This window comes from Streptomyces albireticuli (assembly GCF_002192455.1).
Taxonomy (GTDB): domain Bacteria; phylum Actinomycetota; class Actinomycetes; order Streptomycetales; family Streptomycetaceae; genus Streptomyces; species Streptomyces albireticuli_B.
Map to the genome: position 1 here is coordinate 8,106,535 of NZ_CP021744.1, position 16,963 is coordinate 8,123,497.

The window sequence follows — 16,963 nt, forward strand, 5'->3', positions numbered from 1 at the left end:
CGAGGAGGCTCCATGGGGAGTGGCCGCTCGGGCGCTCCTGGTGCTGGGTGGCCGCGGTGACCGCGTAGCAGATCGCGGCAGGCCAAAGTTCCCCGACCAGGTAGTCCCGCGCGTCCTCACCGTCGCTGTCTTCGCCGTCCTCTTCCAGGATGGCGGCTACTTGCTCACGGAAGTGGTCACGCAGGTCAGGGTGGGCTTTCTCCACCGCGTCCACCAGGGCGCTCAGGCTGGTGCCGGGGCTCAGGTTACGCAGGGAGGGGGCAGGTCGGCGGGCGGAAGCCACACCCACACCTGGCCGGGATCGAACCAGTGCGGCAGTGGCACTCGCAAGGCGTCGCCGTCCTCGAGCCGCTCGCGGAAGCCGGGGCCCGCGGCGCAGGCCAGGAGTGCTGTCACCGCGGCCCATCCCGCTGGTGCGGCTACGTCCTCGTCGGTCAGTTCGTCGATGAGGTAGGCCAGGCGCAGCGGGTGGCCGCCAAGGATGTCGCCGTCGAAGACGCAGAACGGGCAGAGCAGGAGCCGGTCGGATTCGGTCGCCGGTAGCAGGTGGGCCGCCGGGTAGCGGTCGCCGCACAAGGAGCACTCTGCGTCGTTGACCAGTTCGCGGACCTTGGCCGCGCGGGTGCACGCGAGCTCCTCGCGCACCTTGCTGACGATGTCGGCGGGCGGCGTGGTTCCGGGGAGTGCGAGCACCATGGCCTCCCCGGAGTTGATGGGGATCCTGGGGGTGATGAAGGTCAGCTCGGGGACCGTGGTGAGGTCGTAGTGATCCGGGTCGTCCGGATCCGCCTCGCTGTCCCGACCGCCCGGCCGGGAGAGCATGGACCACACCGGTCCCAGCCCGCCGGACCACGTGCCGCCTTCGGGAAACCCGTCGTGCTCCACGGGCTAGCCCACCGCCTTGAAGGCGCTGACCAGGCGGTTCTGAATCTCGGCCGTCAGAATCTCTTTGGGAACGGACGCGTGGAGCCGGGTGGCGCGGGCGTGGCTGCCGCTCGCCGCTTCAGCCCGGATGGCCATTTTCTGCTTACGGTTGCGCGTCATCGCGTGCTCGTCATCCCGTGCAGCCCCACGTCCCGCACTTCGGTGTCCAAGCACAGGTATTCGGTCAGTGAGATTCGACAGAACCTTGTCCGCGGCGCTGCTTGTCACGTGGGAACACACAGCATCGGAGTCGGGCGGTCACAAACGCCGCCACCGACCGTAGTCTGCCGGCTCGCCCGCGGGCAACCCCCTCCCAGCCGTCGCGCCACGGCCCGGCAGCCCAGCGCACCACGGCCACGAGCCGCCGGCACCGGACTCGCAGGCGGGCACACGCTGCATGCGCTGGCCGAGGCGATCGATGCCAGCACCTGCCGCAGCCGGGGCACGTCCACGTTCTCGCTGTTCAACGCCTCGTACATCGCGCCGTGCCCACGCCGGTGCTCGGCCACCAGCGTCAGATCCACCGGCGACGTCACCGGGCCGTCCGCGCACAGCAACGCGTCCACGAGCTCGAACAGCTCGTCCCCACGCCCACGCGCGGTCAGGCAGTCGAGCGATCCCGTTCGAAGCATCGTTCGAGGCGAGACCATGAAGAACGAGCTCAGGAGCCGGTCGGCCCGACCGGTGGCGGGGGCGGCTCCAGGGGCGGCGGTAGGGGCGAGTAGCGGGCCCGGTGGGCGTTGAAGTGGGCCAGGTGATAGGTCGCGCCCTCGAACTCCAGCTCCATAGGCGGAGGATCGGTGACCGGCGGGGCCCATCGAGTGTAATCCGTGCCCTCGACCTCAACCTGCGTCTCCAGCCTCGGCGTGCCCCAGTACCGCACGTAGCTCTCCGCACGCTCTTCCGTCCAGAGCGGGCCGCCACCGAGCGCGCTCAGCAGTGCTGAGCTGTACACGGCACGGACCCGAAAGTTCTCCAGGAACCGGCGCGGGATCACCATCGCGCTGTAGCGGCGACTGTTGCCCCGACGCCGGCCGACGACAGGCACGCTTGGGCTGCCTCCGTCCCACCTCAGCGGTGCGATCCAGACCTTGGCCCCAGGAGCGAAATGCCGCAGTCCGGTTCGGATCTCCAGTCCGCCGTCGCCATGGCTAGTCTCCCGCGCCACGTTGGCCACCACGCAGAGGCCCAGCGGTTCGGGGCCTGTCTCGTCCGTCATGGCCACCATCATGGTCGAGCGGCACCCGCGCCCGGTACCGGGTTGCCGGGCCGGTGGCTCGACACCGTTGATCACGCCGCGTTCAGTGGTCGCCCGGATCAAATGAAGGTCGTGTCCAAGCCCCGCGAACTCCCGGATGAGCGATCTCATTCGACGCCAGACCATAAAGAACAAGGTAAGAGGGGCAGCAAGCTGCATGTGCTATCCGAAGCACAGGGCATCCCGCTGGCCGTCGCGGTGTCCGGCGCGAATGTGCACGACAGCCAGGCGTTCAAGCCGCTGCTCCTGGGTCTTCCCGCCATACGCTCCCGGTGCGGGCCACGACGACGGCGAACGGTCAAGGTCCGCGCCGACAAGGCGTACTTCTCCGCCGAACACCTCGCCCGGCTCCGCTCACGAGGACTCATCCCGCGCATCGCGCGCCCGGCATCGGGCACAGACGTCCGCACTGCCCGGGTACCCGCTGATCGGCCACGGCGCACGCAGCTGGCCGGCGAGCGGGGCGTGATGCCTGCCTTGGTGAGGGAGATCTGGGGGTGCTTTTGCTTGGCCGTCAGCCGGTAGCCTGCGCACGCTATGACTTCGCCAGGACGGTACGGGAGTGCAGGAGGAGAAGATGAGCGAGGAGATCCGGCAGCCCGGGGCGCCGGGGACTGCCGCCACCGGGGGGCCGGTCGGACCAGGGCAGCTCTACCTTGACCTCGCCTCCGGGCGGGACGACCGGCGGGTACGGGTCATCATGGTCGAGGAGAACGGCGTGCTGGCCGCCTGCCGTGTGGAGCGCGATCTGAGCGGCCTGGCCGATGTCTTCGGGCGCACGCCGCGTATCCACGTCCGCGCACTGGCCGACCCCCGCAGATTCGCCCTCCTGGAAGACCCCCGGTGAACAGCACGGACCAGACCCCCTCCCCACGCAGTGAGCCCCCTGGGGCACTGCTGGTGGTGCACTGAGGGGGTTCGGGGTCCTGCTCAGCGCCGGGGGTCGCTTGCCGTTTGGGTCGGAGAGAACTCATGATCGGCTCATGCGAGGTTCCTTTGACGACGTCCCATTGACCACGCTCTTCCCCCGCCTATCACCTGCTGACGTGGAATCCTTGAAAGATGCGGCCCATGCTGTTGACGCGGCTCGCGTTGACGGAGACAAGGCAGTGTAGGACTGGGCACTGGACCATGTGGTCTTCTCTGGCCCGCAGCCGTGGACGCCCATCGTTCTCGGCCTCGATGCCGTTGAGTATCCAGACGGGGTGATCAGCTGGAGTTCCAGCTTCAGGTGGTGTGGACAGACCTGGGCCGGCTCGCGGTCGACGCGGCGGTGAATGTGGGGTGCTGGTGCGACACCGATCACGCCACCCATGACGTCGACGCTCTCAGACTTGTTGTCGGTGAGGAGATCTCACTGCCCCGCGCTTTCCGGGCAGGCGTGGAGCGTCTGATCGGATGGCTGGACGATCCTCGCGATGCGGATTACTGGCGTGCCCGAGCGGGTCTGCCTCCTCGCTGGCCTTGCTAGGAGGCCAGCGGGAGTTCGGCAGCCGGGCTGCGCTGCTTGTCACGTGGGAACACACAGCATCGGAGTCGGGCGGTCACAAACGCCGCCACCGGCCGTAGCCTGCCGGCTCGCCCGCGGGCAACCCCCTCCCGGCCGTCGCGCCACGGCCCGGCAGCCCAGCGCACCACGGCCACGAGCCGCCGGTACCGGACTCGCAGGGGTGGACCTGCCACCTGGCCCACCACCGGGTCGCTCACCACCTCGCGAGGGATCAGGAGCAACTGGGCACGGATTCGGCAATGCCGAGCGGCAGCGCGGATACACGGATTCACCCGCTGGTGCTTCGAATCTGGCCTCTCGTGTCCGGGGAGCCGCGGGATACTGCTGGTGTGACCGGGAGTGCGAGCAGCGTGTGGTGGGGTGTCCGGGTCGAGCTGGAGGGCGGAGGTATGGCCGGGGAATTGTGGCCGCGGCCGGGCCGTGTCTTCGCCGTGAGCACAGGGCACACGCTGCATGCGCTGGCCGAGGCGATCGATGACGCCTTCGCCCGCTGGGACCGCTCGCATCTGCACGAGTTCGAGTTCCCGGCGACGGGCCGGCGCGCCACGGAGCACCGCTACCTCGACGGTGTCGAGGACCCGGATGTCGAGCTCGATGCGGATGTGGTGTGTGTGGGCGAGGTCCTGCAGCCAGGGCAGGAGTTCCGGTACACGTTCGACCTGGGCGACAACTGGCGCCACACCTGTCGGGTGGAGTCCCAGCCGATCGAAGTGACCAAGGTACTGGGCACCGTGCCCGAGCGGCCGCTGCCGTACTGGGGGTGGGGCACGATTCCCGACGCCTACGGGCGGATGTGGGACGGAGATACCGGAGAGAATCCGGTGCCCGCGCCCCCGCACCGGCCCTGGCCGTGGAGCAACGCTCCCGCCCCCACACTGACCACCTTGCACTGCCCCGGCCAGTACACCCTCCTCCAGGACCTCGACGACCGGTAGCGGCGGCACCGGGTCGGCCGCCGGCCGCCAGCGCGGGCGGTCACTCCGCTGTGGCGTCGTGAATCGAGGAACCCGTCGAGGGCCTGCCACAGGTGGCCGTCCGGCAACCCCGCTGACAGCCCCGCACCCCCAGCTGCCAGCGAGCGCCCCGAATAGCACCAGCAACCGCATGCCGCACCGACCAGTCGGACACCCCTTAGGAGCCCAATGAAGATGCTGCTTCAGCCGCCCGGGATACCCCAGTTCGGCTGGAAAAGTCGATCGGGGTAATCCGGTGCAAGCCAGGCGCGTGTTCTACATCTTCATTGGACTCCTAGGTGAGGTCCCGCCGCGTGAGAGGCGGATCGCCGGGGACCGGCCCTGGCTGACGACCGGCGGGGACGTCTCCGGGCCCCCGGCGTCGCAGGAGGGTGTTGCTGCGCATGACTGAGCTGAAGTCGGAGAAGGGGCCGATCTTGAAGTAGTCCGCCTCGACCTGTGTGGCCAGGTGAACGAGGAAGAGGGTGTCCGTCTCGACCGAGCGATGTGAGGCCACCAGCTGAAGATCGCGTTCTCCGGCCATCGCGGCAAAACGCAAGGCACCGCTGACGGTGCCGTTCTGGTCCGGCTTCAGCAGCACTCCGTCCACCATCCCCGCCTTGACGGCCAGCTCGGAAGGGAGCGTGGACGTCAGATTGTCTCCGAGGAGCCGGCACTCCGCCGGACGTGCCGCGTGGAGGGCGCGCCAGCCGTCCAGGTCGGATTCGGCGCAGGGGTCTTCGAGCATCGTGAGATCGAAGCGGTCCATCAGCCGCAGCCAGTACTTCGTGAGGCCTTCCGGGGTGAGCCTGCGGCCGGTGACGGGCAGGGCGTAATGACGATGCCCATCCGTCCAGTCGCCGGCGCTGGCATCGACCATCAGCCCGAACATGCCGCTCAGCCCGGTGCTCTTCAGCGCACCCTCTACCAGCGCGAGCGCCGCCTCGTTCGACCCGGGCCCCAGGTCGTGAACGCGGTTGCCACCCACCGACCGTTGCGGAAAATCCACCAGCGCCGTGCGAACACGGTGAAGGACCCGCAGGTAAGCATCTATCACCGCCTCGTAGTCGTCGCTCCGCGGCACCAGCAGGACCTCGTGAAAATCGCACGCCACAGGATTGGTGTACGCGTGCATGCCGCCGTTGAGGACGTTCAGCAGCAGCCGGGGGCAGCGGACCTCACCCACTGGCGCCGCGCCGTCAGGCAGCTCCATGTCGTCTTCGGCACGCGAGGCTTCGAAGAAGGCCACCGAGACGCCGTACACCACGGACGCTCCCCACGACTCGCCGCGCTCCGTCAGCAGGCGATCGAGCGAGCCTTGAGTGAACGAGTAGCCGGCGAGAGCCTTCCGCACCTCGGCAAAGGTGTCACGGTCGGGGACCCGGTCTGGACGGCGCGCTTCAAAGACGCTGGGTGTCTCAGCACCGGGGGCTGCGCCCCGGCCAGTCCTGCCATCAGCGAGCCGGATCGTGAACTCCGGGGTCCATTCCAGATGCGTGTTCAGGACCATGCGGCCGTGCACCTGCGCAATGCCAGCGGGCACGTCCAGTCCCGAAGCCATCGGTACCCCACCTTCATGCCGGTACGGATCAGTTCACCCGGCCCGAGACTTCCCACATGTGAGGGCAGCGATGCGCGGCACCCGAGAGGGGATCATGCGGTAGATCACCCACTGGACGACCCAAGCTTGAGCACCACCGTCGCAGGACCTCCACCACGTCAACGTTCGAAAGAGACACAATGAGCACCGCAGACGATGAGTGCAAGGCGGAGCTGGCTCCCAAGTAATGCGACACAGCTTGTGTGGGACACGGCGAGTGCAACGACATCGGCTGGCCAGATCTTGGCCGTACTGGACGGCGTGACCAAAGCGTGGAGCACGTCCACGCTTCCGAACTACCCGACGCCGTCCATGATCGCGGCCAGTAGGCAACAGGCCGCCGAAAGCCTTGACCTGCACCATGTCAATCTTCTCGGCCTCCTGGACGCCAGGTAACGGGGGCGGATCGCAGTAGGAAGCGGGACAGCTTCTGACCGGCGCCGACCACCTGTGGCACCCGCTGACGCGCGGTTGCCGCGGCGGGGCCCCGGGCTGCCCGTGCCGGACCCGCTGGTTGTGCGACTCGGTGAGGGCTGGTGGTGCCCTACGCGGGGAGCGCCTGCTCGGCGTCGAGAAGCTGGACCTTGCGGTTGTAGTCCTCCCACTGTTCCATCCAGTCCGCTGATTTCTGCGGCCAGACGCCGGCATAGTCGACATCGCCCAAGCGGACGTTGGCTCCCTCGGGGCCGGTCACCGCCACCGCCACCGCCTGAGACATCAGATCCTCACGCAGCAGGCGGACGTGGTCACCGAAAGGGAACACGTTGCCGCTGCAGTCCAGGGGGAGGTAGTCCGGTTTCCATTCGGGCTCGCGGAGCAGACCGGGAAATGCCCAGGCAAGCCCGAATGCCGCCGCCCGCGCCATGTCCTTCTGGACCAGCTCCTGCTCGCCCTCGATGTGCCAGGGCCGACGAGCGGTCACCAGGATCGCCAGCTCCAGACGGCGCCATCCCTGCGGCGCCCGGTCGTCGACAGGGTCCAGCACACCGACCTGGACCTGCGCGGTGTAGGACTCCCGGGCCTCATGCCGGCTGATCGCCACCCCGGCCGCGGCAATGCTGTCCGCCACAACCTCCTCGAGCGTGGCCTCGCCAGGGCCGAGAAGCTCGCCGCACGGGATGAACAGGGGCACCAGGGTGTGGACGATGAGGCCAGTGCTGTGCACGGTCGACCGCTCAACGCTCACCGCGTCGACGGCGTCGGCGACCTCATCGCAGCGGGCGCCAGACGGCGGCGCCTCCGCAGGGATCGCACGGGTGCGGGCCTGACGATGCCCACGGCTCATTGGTCTCACTCCAAGAGCAGCAAGGGTTTCCCACGCGGGGAAGGCCGCGGAAGGGGGCGACCGGTCAGAACACTGCGGATGAGCCGCAGGTGTTCCATTCCGCGGGGACCGGCGTGGGGGAGCCTCACGGGGCTGGCGAACACGCACAGCCGCAGCGCCCATATTACCTAAACGTCGACAGCTGATCCGAATTGCCGCATATGGGAAATCGTGTGACAGCAGCGGGGAGTGTGCGCGGCGTGGCACGGGCGCCGATTCCCGGCGAAGCGCTCCGTCCGCGCCGCCAGGTCGCCCGCCTGCTGACGGGGCTGGAGCGGCGATCAGCCGACCTCAGCCCCGCGCCGTGGCCTCGCACCCCGAACGTCCCGCACCAGCTTCAGGCCGGCGGATCCGCAGGAGCCCTCCGGGCGGCTTCAGCTCGCCGACGCCCACCGCAGTGTTCACGCCAAGGCCTCGGCCTCGAGCCAGCGCTGCCCGCGCGCGCCGCGGTACTCAAGGGTCTGCCAGCCGAGCTCCTCCAGGGCCTGGGCACAGCGTTGGAGGCACTCGTGTTGCTCGTAGCGTGCGTGGCTGCCGGCCGGTCCGACCCATTCCACACGCACGACGCCGTCGTGATCCCGCACGCTGTACCCGGTGGCGACGCGGTGGCCGCCGGCGTCGACGGCGGATGCGGGCACCTGAGCCGCTTCCAGAGCAAGAGCGATCGCGCGCACAGGCTGGAGTCGCTCCCACTGGGCAGGCACGGAAACCGACCGCCCGGCCGCGGGGTTCACCACCTCGCGGATCCTGCGCAAGGCCTCCACCGCCTGGAGCACAGCGGCCGCACGGTCCTCGGAGCCCGCGCCCGCGACGGGTGGGAAGTCGTTGCCTGTAGCCGCGCAGAAGCCGGCCGTCGTCTCTCGCACGCCGCCTCGCCTCCCGCCTGGCGGGAGGCCCGAACCCAAGACGGGACCGCCCCGCAGGATCCCATCATGCCCGGGATCGAGGCCCGGTGGCTCGCGCATGTCCCGGCGTGTGGGCGCCGCCGGCATCGCGGGCCGCCGGCGTGGCGCCGGGGCCGGGGCCAGGGGGCCGGAGAACTCGTGAACTCGCTGAGGCGGTAGGCCCTTCCTGGGGGGCGTGCGCAAACAGTCGTGCGCCAACTACCCCAGCGGTCCGTTCATCTGCCTGCACGACTGGACCCTGGTTTCGGTTGGCTGACGCTGAGGGCCCTGAGGCTATCGGCATCCCAAGAGGAAGCACCGTCGTCCACCCACGAAAGGAACCGTACGCATGAGCGAGTTCGGGCCGCCCAAGCCACGCGGAGGAGGCGCCGTGAACACCCCCAGTCGACGCGGTCAGGCGCTGCGCGGCATGAAGGGATTACCCGCAGATTTCACCGCCTTCTTCTCCCTCCACCATCGTGCCTACCTCCGCTACGCCCATCTCCAGCTCGGCGATGCGGCCGATGCGCAATGGGTGGTTGAGGACACGTTCGGCCATTTGTCTCGGGCCTGGATCCACGTGCTCCAGCAGCCGAGCCCGGCGGCCTTCGCGCTGGCCGCGCTGAAGGAGAACGTCACCCGTCTGTAGGCCGCGCGACGGCGGCCGCGCCGGGCCCTGGTGGAGACCGCCGCGTTCGCCGCGGTCATGGACGCCACCCGCTCCCGTCTCCAGATCCTCGAATCCCGCCTGGGCCTCTACACGGCCATCACCCGCCTGCCCGAGCGCCAGTACGACGTCATCGTCCTGCGTTTCGTCCTCGGCTACCCCGCGGAGCGCGTCGCGGAAATCATGGGCATCTCGCCCGCCACAGTCCGCTCCCACACCTGCGGAGCACGACGGCGCCTCGCCCACGACCTGGGCCTCAAGCGGGCCGGCGAAACGGAGGAGGCACCGTGAGGCGCCAGGAAGAAGGCCCCATCGACGAGGTGCTGTCCCAGGCCCGGATGACGGCCGACCCGTTCCACGACTACGACGACCAGGCCGCCCTGGCCCGGATCGCCGCCCGGGTCACCGCACCCGGCACCCGCGACCAGGGCACCCACCCGCTCTTTGGCGAAGGCGACCAGCACACCCCCGGCCCCACCCCCCTTCCCCGCAGGCGCACCGCCCTGCACGAGTACGCCGCCCAGACACTCGACGTTCTGGCCGTCACCGCCGTCAGCGACCACGCCGCGATCGCCTCTCTCGCGCTGCTCGCCGACGACCTGACCGCCGAGCCGGCCAGCTGGACCGCGTTCGCCTGCTTGCTCCACCTCGCCGGCCACGAGGGCGGCCCCGTCTTCTGGTGGCAGTTCGCCGCGGGCGCCGGCTCTGCCACCGCCGCCCACTGCCTGTACCTGCACCACCTGCAATCCAGCGACCGCCAGGCCGCCCGGTGGTGGTGCGACCAGACCGCCGCCCTCCACGCCGACGGAGGCGACTGGATCCTCGACGAGCCCCCCGCCCCGCTCCCCGGTGACGTCCCCCCCGGCCGCTACGGCACCCCGGGAACTTCCAGCCCGCCGCCCTCCGCCGGCGTGCACCGGTGGGCCGTCGCCCACCGTCTCGCCGCGAGTGCGCGAGAACTGCCCACCGGCGACGACCTCGACCATGGCACCATCCCCCTCCCCAGCCCTGGCCTTGCCGCAGTGACCACGCACCCACGCGGCACCGACCGGCGCCTGGCGGCGATAGAGCAGGACCTCACGGCTCCCGCACCACAAGGGCCAACACCAGATCACCACGCGCCGTGGCCCTCCACCACCTACACGCTGACCACCGGCCTGCGTCACCTGACCGACACGATGACCCTCTACAACACCCAGGAGGACGTCGTCGGATCCCTCATGGCTGTCGTGGCCCGCCTCACCTCCTCATGACGGCACACGGCACCTGCTCGGACCGGCAGGCCGGCGGACCTGACAAGCGGCTGGTCCCCTACGTTCCGGAGGCATGCCGTTCACAGGATGCCAGCGGCCGTGATCAGCTGCTCTGATCCACACAGCCACTGACAACAGCGGCCGGAAGGATGCCGGGCGCCGGTGATGATCTCGGCGAGGGGTTCGCCGCAGTCCCTTACGGGAAGGCGAGCACACGCGGGCCGCTGAGCAGGATCACGGAGGCCTCCATCGGGATGAGCAGAGGGGCGCGGAATTTCGCGCCCCTCTGTAGAAGGTGACGGGAAGCATGGCGCGCCGTCGGAAGCGACGTCTGTCACCTTCGCTGGTGGCGTGACGTGCGTCCTGCCTGCGGTCTGCTCGCGCGGGCCAGCTTCAGCAGCGACCCGATTCCTTGGGCTGAGTCGTGGCCGGAGAAGCATGGCACGAGGACGTGGATCAGCTCGACGCCGCGCGGGGCGCCCCAAGGGGAGCGCCCGAAGGGGATTCCGCCGCAGGTCGCGGCGATCCTCACCCACCACGCGGACCGCTCGCCCCGGCGCAGCCTGCCTGGGGCGTCACCTGTAGTCGAAGTCGGGTGCTCTACGGCATAGTTAGAGTTGAGGTAACTTCCCGGATTCTCGAACGGAAAATATGCGCACCCTGGTCACCATTCTTGCGATACTCGCGATCCTGATTCCTTTGGCTGGAATATTACTCCGTAAGTCGAACCCCGTACTCCCGAAATGGTATTTGTGGCTGTTGGCTATGACCGCTCTGGCCCTGGTCGTGTCAGTGGTGTACACGCAACTATCGTGAGGAATGTTCATGACCCCGCAGGAACTCCCCGCCAGCGGCCCGGGCAGCGGCCGGTGATCTCCCGATCCTCGGGTGCCCGTTGCCGGCCGCCCCGGGCTTCGCCGAGGGCCCGGGGGCCCTACAGGGTCGCATCCGCCACTGACAGTCGCTCTGGTGCGCGCCACGGCGGAACCGGCCTCGGGAAACATCGGTACTACTCACGCCCGGATACCACGGCCCCTGCACGGGTACCCATCGCGCTGACGTGCGGTCAGTCTGGCAGCCGGTCCCGCCACTGCCCGAGGGCGGTGGCGTAGGCGTGCAAGCCGGCTATGAAGCCGTCGAGGTCGGCCTTGGTATGGATGTCCAGATCATCAATGCCGCTTCTCTGGTCACCTGTGCTGCTCAGGGTGGTGATCAAGCGGACTGCCCCCACGGTCTCGTTGAGCAAGTTGTCCGCGCTGAAGGTCGTGGTGCTCAGCCGGAACTCCATCCCCGGACCGGTCGGAGGCAGCCGCAGGCTGACCGGACCGGACTCGTGGAAGAAGCTCTCGATGGTCGGGTCCTCCGGGTCCTCGACCGCGTGGTGCTCCTGGGCGCACCACGGCGGGCAGTTCTCACCGGTGACCGACTTTTTCTATGCATACGGATCCATGGCGGGATCCTTTCACGGCCGTTAGCCGTCTTCACCAGCTGCCCGGCCCAGCCGGGACACGTCGCTTGCCGGACTGTCCGACTCGAAAGCGGATGCCTCAGGCAACAAGGCTGGGGCAGTCGACGACCGACCGGATTTTCGACTGAATCAGCCGGACCCGTCCAGCTCGCGCCGGCGACCGAAGAGCACGACCTGCGGCTCCACCAGGTCCACGACGCGGACGGAGTCAGACGTCGTCGGCGGTCCCGGTAGGCCCCGGGCCCATGGACAGCCCCGCGATCACGGCGCCGACGGCGTTCGAGGTGGAACGCCTCATCGACTGGACGCAGCCTCCCTACGACGCGGTCCCGAAGGAACACCGGCCGGCCGTAGTGGAGTACGAGACGGCGACGTACGGCATCCCGGACGCCGCGGAGGGCGCCACCGTCGAGACCTTGCGGGACTGGGCTGCCGACGCTGGTGAGGGCGGCCGGGCAACGCCCGAGGTGATCGCCCGGGCGGTCGACGCGATGGTGCGCCGTGACCTGCGCACGCTCGATACCTGGCACCTCGCGCTCGACACCCTCGACAGCAGCCTCCGTGGCCCCGCCGGCCTCCCGGACTGGGCGAAGGCTTCATCAGGCAGGAGGCGTTCCGGCTCTTCACCGCTTTCACTGGCCTCCAGCGGGCCGTGACGGCCTACCATCACGGCAGCGCGGGCCCGAGCCTGTCGGAGGACTACGCGTATGGGTACGCGCTGTCCAACGGCGTCATCGCCCTCTTCGACGAGCAGCAAACCGTGTGGGCATGGACAGTGCGGCGGCCCGCTCGCGGACGAGGACTTCGAGAACCCGGTGCTGCCGCTGAACCTAGTGGGGCACAGCGACGGGCCGCCCCCTGGGTGCCGGTGCGATGGTGGAGTGGCACGGCTCGGTGGTCGTCAACCGGATGCAAGGACGGGATCGACGAACCGTTGCAGCAGCGCGACCGGAGCGCCTATGGGGCGCTCACCGGGTGGCCGCTACCATGTTGGGCTGGAACCTCCGGCACACCGGGTGCTAGCTTGAAGGTCGCGTAGCTGGCGCCCCGGCTGCGCAGAGACCCCCGCCCCGGAGGACGAGTCCGCGACGAGGGCCCACCAGAAGAATGTGGACGGTGTGTGGCCGCCAGCCCTCAGCATCGATGAGGACTGCCGGTCACCGTCCGATCAGCCGCCTCCCCAGCTCGCGGATGACCGCGCAGACGCGCCCGAGGACCGGCTTCTTCCGGTGGCGTCCCATAGGCGCCCCCTCCCTACGTGCACCTTGTCCGGGGGTGCGCCGGAGAACGCCCACACCGGGCGCCCTGGCCGAGCGCCCGAAGGTTCCGCGTCCTCGTGGGAGGGGGCGCACGAGGTGCGCCGCAGGGAAGAATACCGGCAGCGGAACGCGAGTTGGGCGTTCGGCGGGAGATTCCACCGTGACGGTGAGAACCCTGCCGCAACGTCTCCTTCACCGCGGCCGGTTGCGGGTGGGTGCATCGCCTTCCTGCGGCATCGGCTCAGCGGCCGCACGGCACCAGGGGTCTGTGACCGATCCTCATCAGCTCATCATCGCTGCCGCCCAGGCGGCCGGCCCTTGTCCGCCGCGCCTGGAGGCGGCCTGGCACAACCGGGTACGCGCGATCGCGCTCAACCTGCACCTGGACGGCATGCGGCTGGCAGCCGATATCGCTCGCATCCAGGCGACCAAGGACCGCGTGCGCGGCATTCCGACGCGGGTGGAGATCGAGGAGTCCAGCAACCGGGGCTTCATCTACGTCAAGGCCCTGGGCCGCGGTGAGGAACGGTTGCGCGCCGACCGCCTGGAGAACGACTCCGGTCAGCAGCTGTACGCCCTCGCCCAACGGCTCGTCGGCCGCCTGGTCCGGGTGTACAAGACGATGGAATCGGTACAGGTCAAGGACGGCGACCGGCCAGCCAACCGGGTTCGTGTGGCCGTACACCTGGTGGATCCCGGCCCGGCTGACGGCGACATCGCGGAGTCGGACGCCAAGGACCTGATGATCCAAACCGTCGGTGGGAACACCGAGCGGGCGGCCACCGCCTGGCAGGCTGCCGGGCTCCCGAGCTCCGGACCCATCCCACAAGACCAGCTCGAGCGGGCGCTCGCTGCGGTCCGCCCCACCGACGGTCCGGCTGGGCTCTCGGCGTCATCGGCGTGGTGAGCGCGGTGTCTCAGCTACTGCTCATCATGGCGCCCGCGGTGGCTAGTGCGTTCATCCCTTGTTCGATTTGTTCGGGGGTGTAGTCCTTGCCCTGGGGGTCCTCTGCCCGAACCTTTTCGATGGCCTTTGCCACTGCTTGTTTGCGCGTCATGGCTTTGCCCAGCATGCCTGTCGCGGTTTTGAGGGCCGTACCGACGATGCGGAGGTAGTCCATGTCGACGTGCTTCTCGGGCATGATCGCTCCCTGCTGGGCGAGTTGAGCCGGACGCTTCGAGTCCAACACACGATGCGCCCGCCCGCATGCGGGGCGCGCGCGATGGGGCGGGCCGACGGACAAGCGCCGTGCGTGTGTCGCAGAGACCCGCCGGAGACGGCGCGCCCGGCACCGGAACGGGCCGTAGGCCGTCGGGTTCCGGACAGATCGTGGGTGTCGGTCCGGCCAGCGGACCGGGCTCCAGCCGCCGGCCCCGGGGGCGACATCCTCGCCCACGGGGTGCCCGTCGGCACCCCGTGCGGGCCCTGGCCCCTCACGACCCATGGAGGTCGAGATGAGATCCATCCGAATCCCCGCCCTCATCGCCGCGGCGGTCCTCGCCGCCACCGGCATGGCGACCGGCACGGCACAAGCCCACTCCGCCGGGTCGGCCGCCGTCCCCCTCTGGCGCAGCCTCGCCGTCCGAGGCGATCGCGGACAGCCGATCGAGGCCGATCCCGCGGCCGGCGGACTGCTGCATCGGCATGCCGGGTATGGCCGGCATGTCCTAGGGACGGAGCCGAGCCTGCGCCAGGAGCCGCTGCCGCTTCCGGTTCACCGCGCGCGCGGAGACCGGGACCAGGTCCAGCACCACGTCGACCCGCTCCATCAGGTCCTCCCGCACGTCCGCAACCGCCGCCGCCAGAGCCTCCAGGGGATCGGGACGCAGCGGCACCTCCCGCAGCGCGAGGTAGTCGGGCAGGGCCAGAGCGAGCTCGGCCCGCGCCACATGCACCTCCTTCTCCTTCTTGCCGCTCCGGGCCGACGCCGGGCCGGGGTCCTTCGTCAGCCGGACCCGCCCACCACGGTTCTTGGGATTCGCCATCTCCTGCTCCCTCGCCTTCCTCACACGGTTGTGGTGAACGGTCAGGCCGCTGCGCCCAGGCGGATGCGCGGCCGCTCGGTCTGATTCGCCCGGGCGTCCACCGCCCGCAGCTCGCACTGCGCGTAGCCCTGGTGCCGCAGGACCGAGGCCGCCCGGGCCGGCCCCTCGACACGCAGCGAGAGCGGGCCCCCGGACGACACCAGCCGCACCCGCATCGCCGTGCCCCGCGCGGGGGTGAACGCCCACCGCGAGACCGTGCGCTGCGCCTGGGCGATGCCCTTGGCGAACCGCAGGACGTCCTCGAGGCCCGGGTCGAAGCCGTTCGTGGGCAGCAGTTCGAAAGCGAGGCGCCCCTGCTTCAGGAGCCGGCGGGTGACCAGCTGGCGCAGCACCTGCGTGAGTATCAGGACGACCGCGGCCAGGAGGGTGGTCCACCACGCGTTGCCCAGGGCCCACCGGGCCACGGCCTGGGCGTGCTCGGGCACGGTGTGGGCGCCGCCGATGAACTTGTCGATCACGTCGTTGGTCGTCAACGCGCACCGGCCCGGGCACGGGCTGGCGACTGCGCAGCAGGAGGAGGCGAGTCCATGGGGTCTCCCGATCGAGGCCAGGTGGGGGGATCACCCATAGAGGTGTCGAGGACGTCCGCGGTGTGACACCCGTCGCGATCTTTTTCGAAGATCTGCGTGTCAGCCCGGCATCCTGCGTCCGGTGCCAGCGGACCTGGACCGTTTGCCAGTGCGACAGCGTCGAGCGGGCCGACGAACCGCGCCGGCAGGAGAACGTCGACGGAGAGCTCCGATGGCGCTCCGGCCGGGCCAGGCCGCGGGGTGGGAGCGGCCTATCGGGAGCGGACAGCGTCGCCCCGGCGGCCAGGGGGAGCGCGGGCTTTCGGTCATCTCCGCATCACGGCGTCATACGCGAGTATGCTCATCTGTATGAGCACTCGTACGCGCACCACGGTCACCCTGCCGGACGATCTCCTCGCCCATGCCCGCGCCGCCTCCGGCGGCAACGTGTCGGCCTACGTCGAGCGCGCGCTCAGGGCCCAGCAGCTCCGCGACGCGGCCCCCGCCATACGGGCCTGGCGCGAGAAGGCCGCGAACGACACTGAGGAGCTCGCCGACCTCTTCGGCGAGGACGTCGCGTGACGCCGCTGGCCCGTGGCCAGGTATGGCGCGTCCAGCTGGCTACCAAGAGCCGAGCCGTCGTCATCGTCGAGTCCGACGCCGCCCTGGACGCCCTGCCCGGCACCGCCGTGTGCATGATGATCGACGAGACCCAGGGCGCCCCGGACACCGTCGTCACCATCCCCTTGGCACATCCCGTGCACGGTGCCGCCGTCGCCGTCGACCTCACCGCACTGACCGACAAGCGCCTCACCTCCGGCGAGTTCCTGGGCACCGTCGACGCCGAGACCATGACCCGCATCTCCGCCGCCCTGCGCGTCACCCTGGATCTCACCTGAATCAGGCCCGGGGCCAGGGAGGCGGGCCTAGCAAAACGCACTCCGCCCACCGGCCCCGGTGCGGGCCGGCTCCGGCGACGGGCCACGGACGTCGGACCAGCAGAGCGCGGCACGACGCTGCGGGGACGGATTCCGGTGGTCCGAGCGCAGCACGAGCCCGGAGTGGGGCATCCGCCTGGCGGTACGTGCGCGGGACGGCGAGACCGGGCCGCCGAGCACGCCAGCCAGCAAGCGAGGCGCGAGGGACGGTCCGCCGCGCAGGGCACGTACTGGAGCGGGGTGCCCGCGGGCACGGGCGGCGGGCCGCCAGAGGCAGAGCCGGGGGCTCTGTGAACAGGGAAGAAGACCTACCGGGCGTGTAGGTTCCGCTGGTCCGTGAGCACTCGCGAGTCTCTGACCTGCGTCGTCC

Annotated in this window: 19 protein-coding genes and 2 pseudogenes; 10 read left to right on the top strand and 11 right to left on the bottom strand. The window is 69.7% G+C overall.

What is annotated here, in order from left to right; translation table 11 throughout:
* Nucleotides 1-240 precede the first annotated feature (240 nt).
* The 4 genes and pseudogenes from SMD11_RS34455 to SMD11_RS34465 form a co-directional block, all read right to left on the bottom strand.
* Nucleotides 241-885: a hypothetical protein gene (locus SMD11_RS34455; RefSeq protein ID WP_087930167.1), complete on the bottom strand. Its 645-nt coding sequence runs from the start codon at nucleotides 883-885 to the stop codon at nucleotides 241-243.
* A 3-nt stretch (nucleotides 886-888) separates the two neighbouring features.
* Nucleotides 889-1,044, bottom strand: coding sequence for a hypothetical protein (locus SMD11_RS35725; protein WP_159395474.1), 156 nt, complete (start codon nucleotides 1,042-1,044; stop codon nucleotides 889-891).
* Nucleotides 1,045-1,337: 293 nt separating this feature from the next.
* Nucleotides 1,338-1,574 (bottom strand): annotated as a pseudogene (locus SMD11_RS34460) (transposase); the annotation flags it as partial.
* Between the two features lie 11 nt (nucleotides 1,575-1,585).
* The gene (locus tag SMD11_RS34465) at nucleotides 1,586-2,293 is read right to left on the bottom strand and encodes a hypothetical protein (RefSeq protein WP_234366324.1); all 708 of its coding nucleotides are present in this window, start codon (nucleotides 2,291-2,293) and stop codon (nucleotides 1,586-1,588) included.
* Here SMD11_RS34465 and SMD11_RS37435 point away from each other — a divergent pair.
* From SMD11_RS37435 to SMD11_RS34485, 3 genes are all read left to right on the top strand, one after another.
* Nucleotides 2,246-2,707, top strand: coding sequence for a transposase (locus tag SMD11_RS37435; RefSeq protein WP_087930169.1), 462 nt, complete (start codon nucleotides 2,246-2,248; stop codon nucleotides 2,705-2,707). The two genes, SMD11_RS34465 and SMD11_RS37435, sit on opposite strands and share 48 nt — an antisense overlap.
* A 52-nt stretch (nucleotides 2,708-2,759) precedes the next feature.
* The gene (locus SMD11_RS34475) at nucleotides 2,760-3,029 is read left to right on the top strand and encodes a DUF6354 family protein (protein WP_159395476.1); all 270 of its coding nucleotides are present in this window, start codon (nucleotides 2,760-2,762) and stop codon (nucleotides 3,027-3,029) included.
* A 1,094-nt stretch (nucleotides 3,030-4,123) separates the two neighbouring features.
* Nucleotides 4,124-4,627, top strand: a complete 504-nt coding sequence (locus tag SMD11_RS34485) for an IS1096 element passenger TnpR family protein (protein ID WP_159395477.1) — start codon at nucleotides 4,124-4,126, stop codon at nucleotides 4,625-4,627.
* Nucleotides 4,628-4,940: 313 nt separating this feature from the next.
* On the opposite strand, the gene SMD11_RS34490 is transcribed toward SMD11_RS34485, so the two are convergent.
* From SMD11_RS34490 to SMD11_RS34505, 3 genes are all read right to left on the bottom strand, one after another.
* Complete coding sequence (locus SMD11_RS34490) at nucleotides 4,941-6,206, bottom strand: enolase C-terminal domain-like protein (protein WP_087930172.1); 1,266 nt, start codon at nucleotides 6,204-6,206, stop codon at nucleotides 4,941-4,943.
* 583 nt (nucleotides 6,207-6,789) lie between these two features.
* Nucleotides 6,790-7,530: a hypothetical protein gene (locus SMD11_RS34500; RefSeq protein WP_087930174.1), complete on the bottom strand. Its 741-nt coding sequence runs from the start codon at nucleotides 7,528-7,530 to the stop codon at nucleotides 6,790-6,792.
* A gap of 440 nt (nucleotides 7,531-7,970) precedes the next feature.
* Nucleotides 7,971-8,435: a hypothetical protein gene (locus SMD11_RS34505; protein WP_087930175.1), complete on the bottom strand. Its 465-nt coding sequence runs from the start codon at nucleotides 8,433-8,435 to the stop codon at nucleotides 7,971-7,973.
* Nucleotides 8,436-8,844: 409 nt separating this feature from the next.
* Between SMD11_RS34505 and SMD11_RS34510 the strand changes: the two genes are divergently transcribed.
* The 3 genes from SMD11_RS34510 to SMD11_RS34520 are packed head-to-tail and all read left to right on the top strand — an operon-like array spanning nucleotide 8,845 to nucleotide 10,373.
* A complete protein-coding gene (locus SMD11_RS34510) occupies nucleotides 8,845-9,102 on the top strand; it encodes a hypothetical protein (protein WP_087930176.1) in 258 nt (85 codons plus the stop codon).
* Nucleotides 9,103-9,132: 30 nt separating this feature from the next.
* Complete coding sequence (locus SMD11_RS34515; protein ID WP_087930177.1) at nucleotides 9,133-9,411, top strand: sigma-70 family RNA polymerase sigma factor; 279 nt, start codon at nucleotides 9,133-9,135, stop codon at nucleotides 9,409-9,411.
* Complete coding sequence (locus SMD11_RS34520; RefSeq protein ID WP_087930178.1) at nucleotides 9,408-10,373, top strand: hypothetical protein; 966 nt, start codon at nucleotides 9,408-9,410, stop codon at nucleotides 10,371-10,373. The genes SMD11_RS34515 and SMD11_RS34520 overlap by 4 nt, the downstream gene beginning before the upstream one ends.
* A 1,066-nt stretch (nucleotides 10,374-11,439) precedes the next feature.
* Here SMD11_RS34520 and SMD11_RS37440 read toward each other — a convergent pair.
* Nucleotides 11,440-11,781, bottom strand: a pseudogene (locus tag SMD11_RS37440) (DUF6907 domain-containing protein); the annotation flags it as partial.
* 305 nt (nucleotides 11,782-12,086) lie between these two features.
* On the opposite strand from SMD11_RS37440, the gene SMD11_RS34530 reads away from it, so the two are divergent.
* Entirely contained in the window at nucleotides 12,087-12,497 is a 411-nt protein-coding gene (locus SMD11_RS34530) for a hypothetical protein (RefSeq protein ID WP_087930180.1), read from the top strand.
* Between the two features lie 871 nt (nucleotides 12,498-13,368).
* Complete coding sequence (locus SMD11_RS34535; protein ID WP_087930181.1) at nucleotides 13,369-14,007, top strand: hypothetical protein; 639 nt, start codon at nucleotides 13,369-13,371, stop codon at nucleotides 14,005-14,007.
* Between the two features lie 10 nt (nucleotides 14,008-14,017).
* Here the strand turns inward: SMD11_RS34535 and SMD11_RS34540 are convergent, their stop codons facing one another.
* The 3 genes from SMD11_RS34540 to SMD11_RS34550 form a co-directional block, all read right to left on the bottom strand.
* A complete protein-coding gene (locus SMD11_RS34540; protein WP_087930182.1) occupies nucleotides 14,018-14,242 on the bottom strand; it encodes a hypothetical protein in 225 nt (74 codons plus the stop codon).
* Nucleotides 14,243-14,768: 526 nt separating this feature from the next.
* A complete protein-coding gene (locus SMD11_RS34545) occupies nucleotides 14,769-15,086 on the bottom strand; it encodes a hypothetical protein (RefSeq protein WP_199844022.1) in 318 nt (105 codons plus the stop codon).
* A 41-nt stretch (nucleotides 15,087-15,127) separates the two neighbouring features.
* Nucleotides 15,128-15,619, bottom strand: a complete 492-nt coding sequence (locus SMD11_RS34550; protein ID WP_087930183.1) for a hypothetical protein — start codon at nucleotides 15,617-15,619, stop codon at nucleotides 15,128-15,130.
* Nucleotides 15,620-16,024: 405 nt separating this feature from the next.
* On the opposite strand from SMD11_RS34550, the gene SMD11_RS34555 reads away from it, so the two are divergent.
* Nucleotides 16,025-16,237 (top strand): type II toxin-antitoxin system CcdA family antitoxin, encoded by a 213-nt coding sequence (locus SMD11_RS34555; RefSeq protein ID WP_087930184.1) that lies wholly within the window; start codon nucleotides 16,025-16,027, stop codon nucleotides 16,235-16,237.
* Complete coding sequence (locus SMD11_RS34560; RefSeq protein WP_087930185.1) at nucleotides 16,234-16,554, top strand: type II toxin-antitoxin system PemK/MazF family toxin; 321 nt, start codon at nucleotides 16,234-16,236, stop codon at nucleotides 16,552-16,554. The genes SMD11_RS34555 and SMD11_RS34560 overlap by 4 nt, the downstream gene beginning before the upstream one ends.
* Nucleotides 16,555-16,963: the final 409 nt, after the last annotated feature.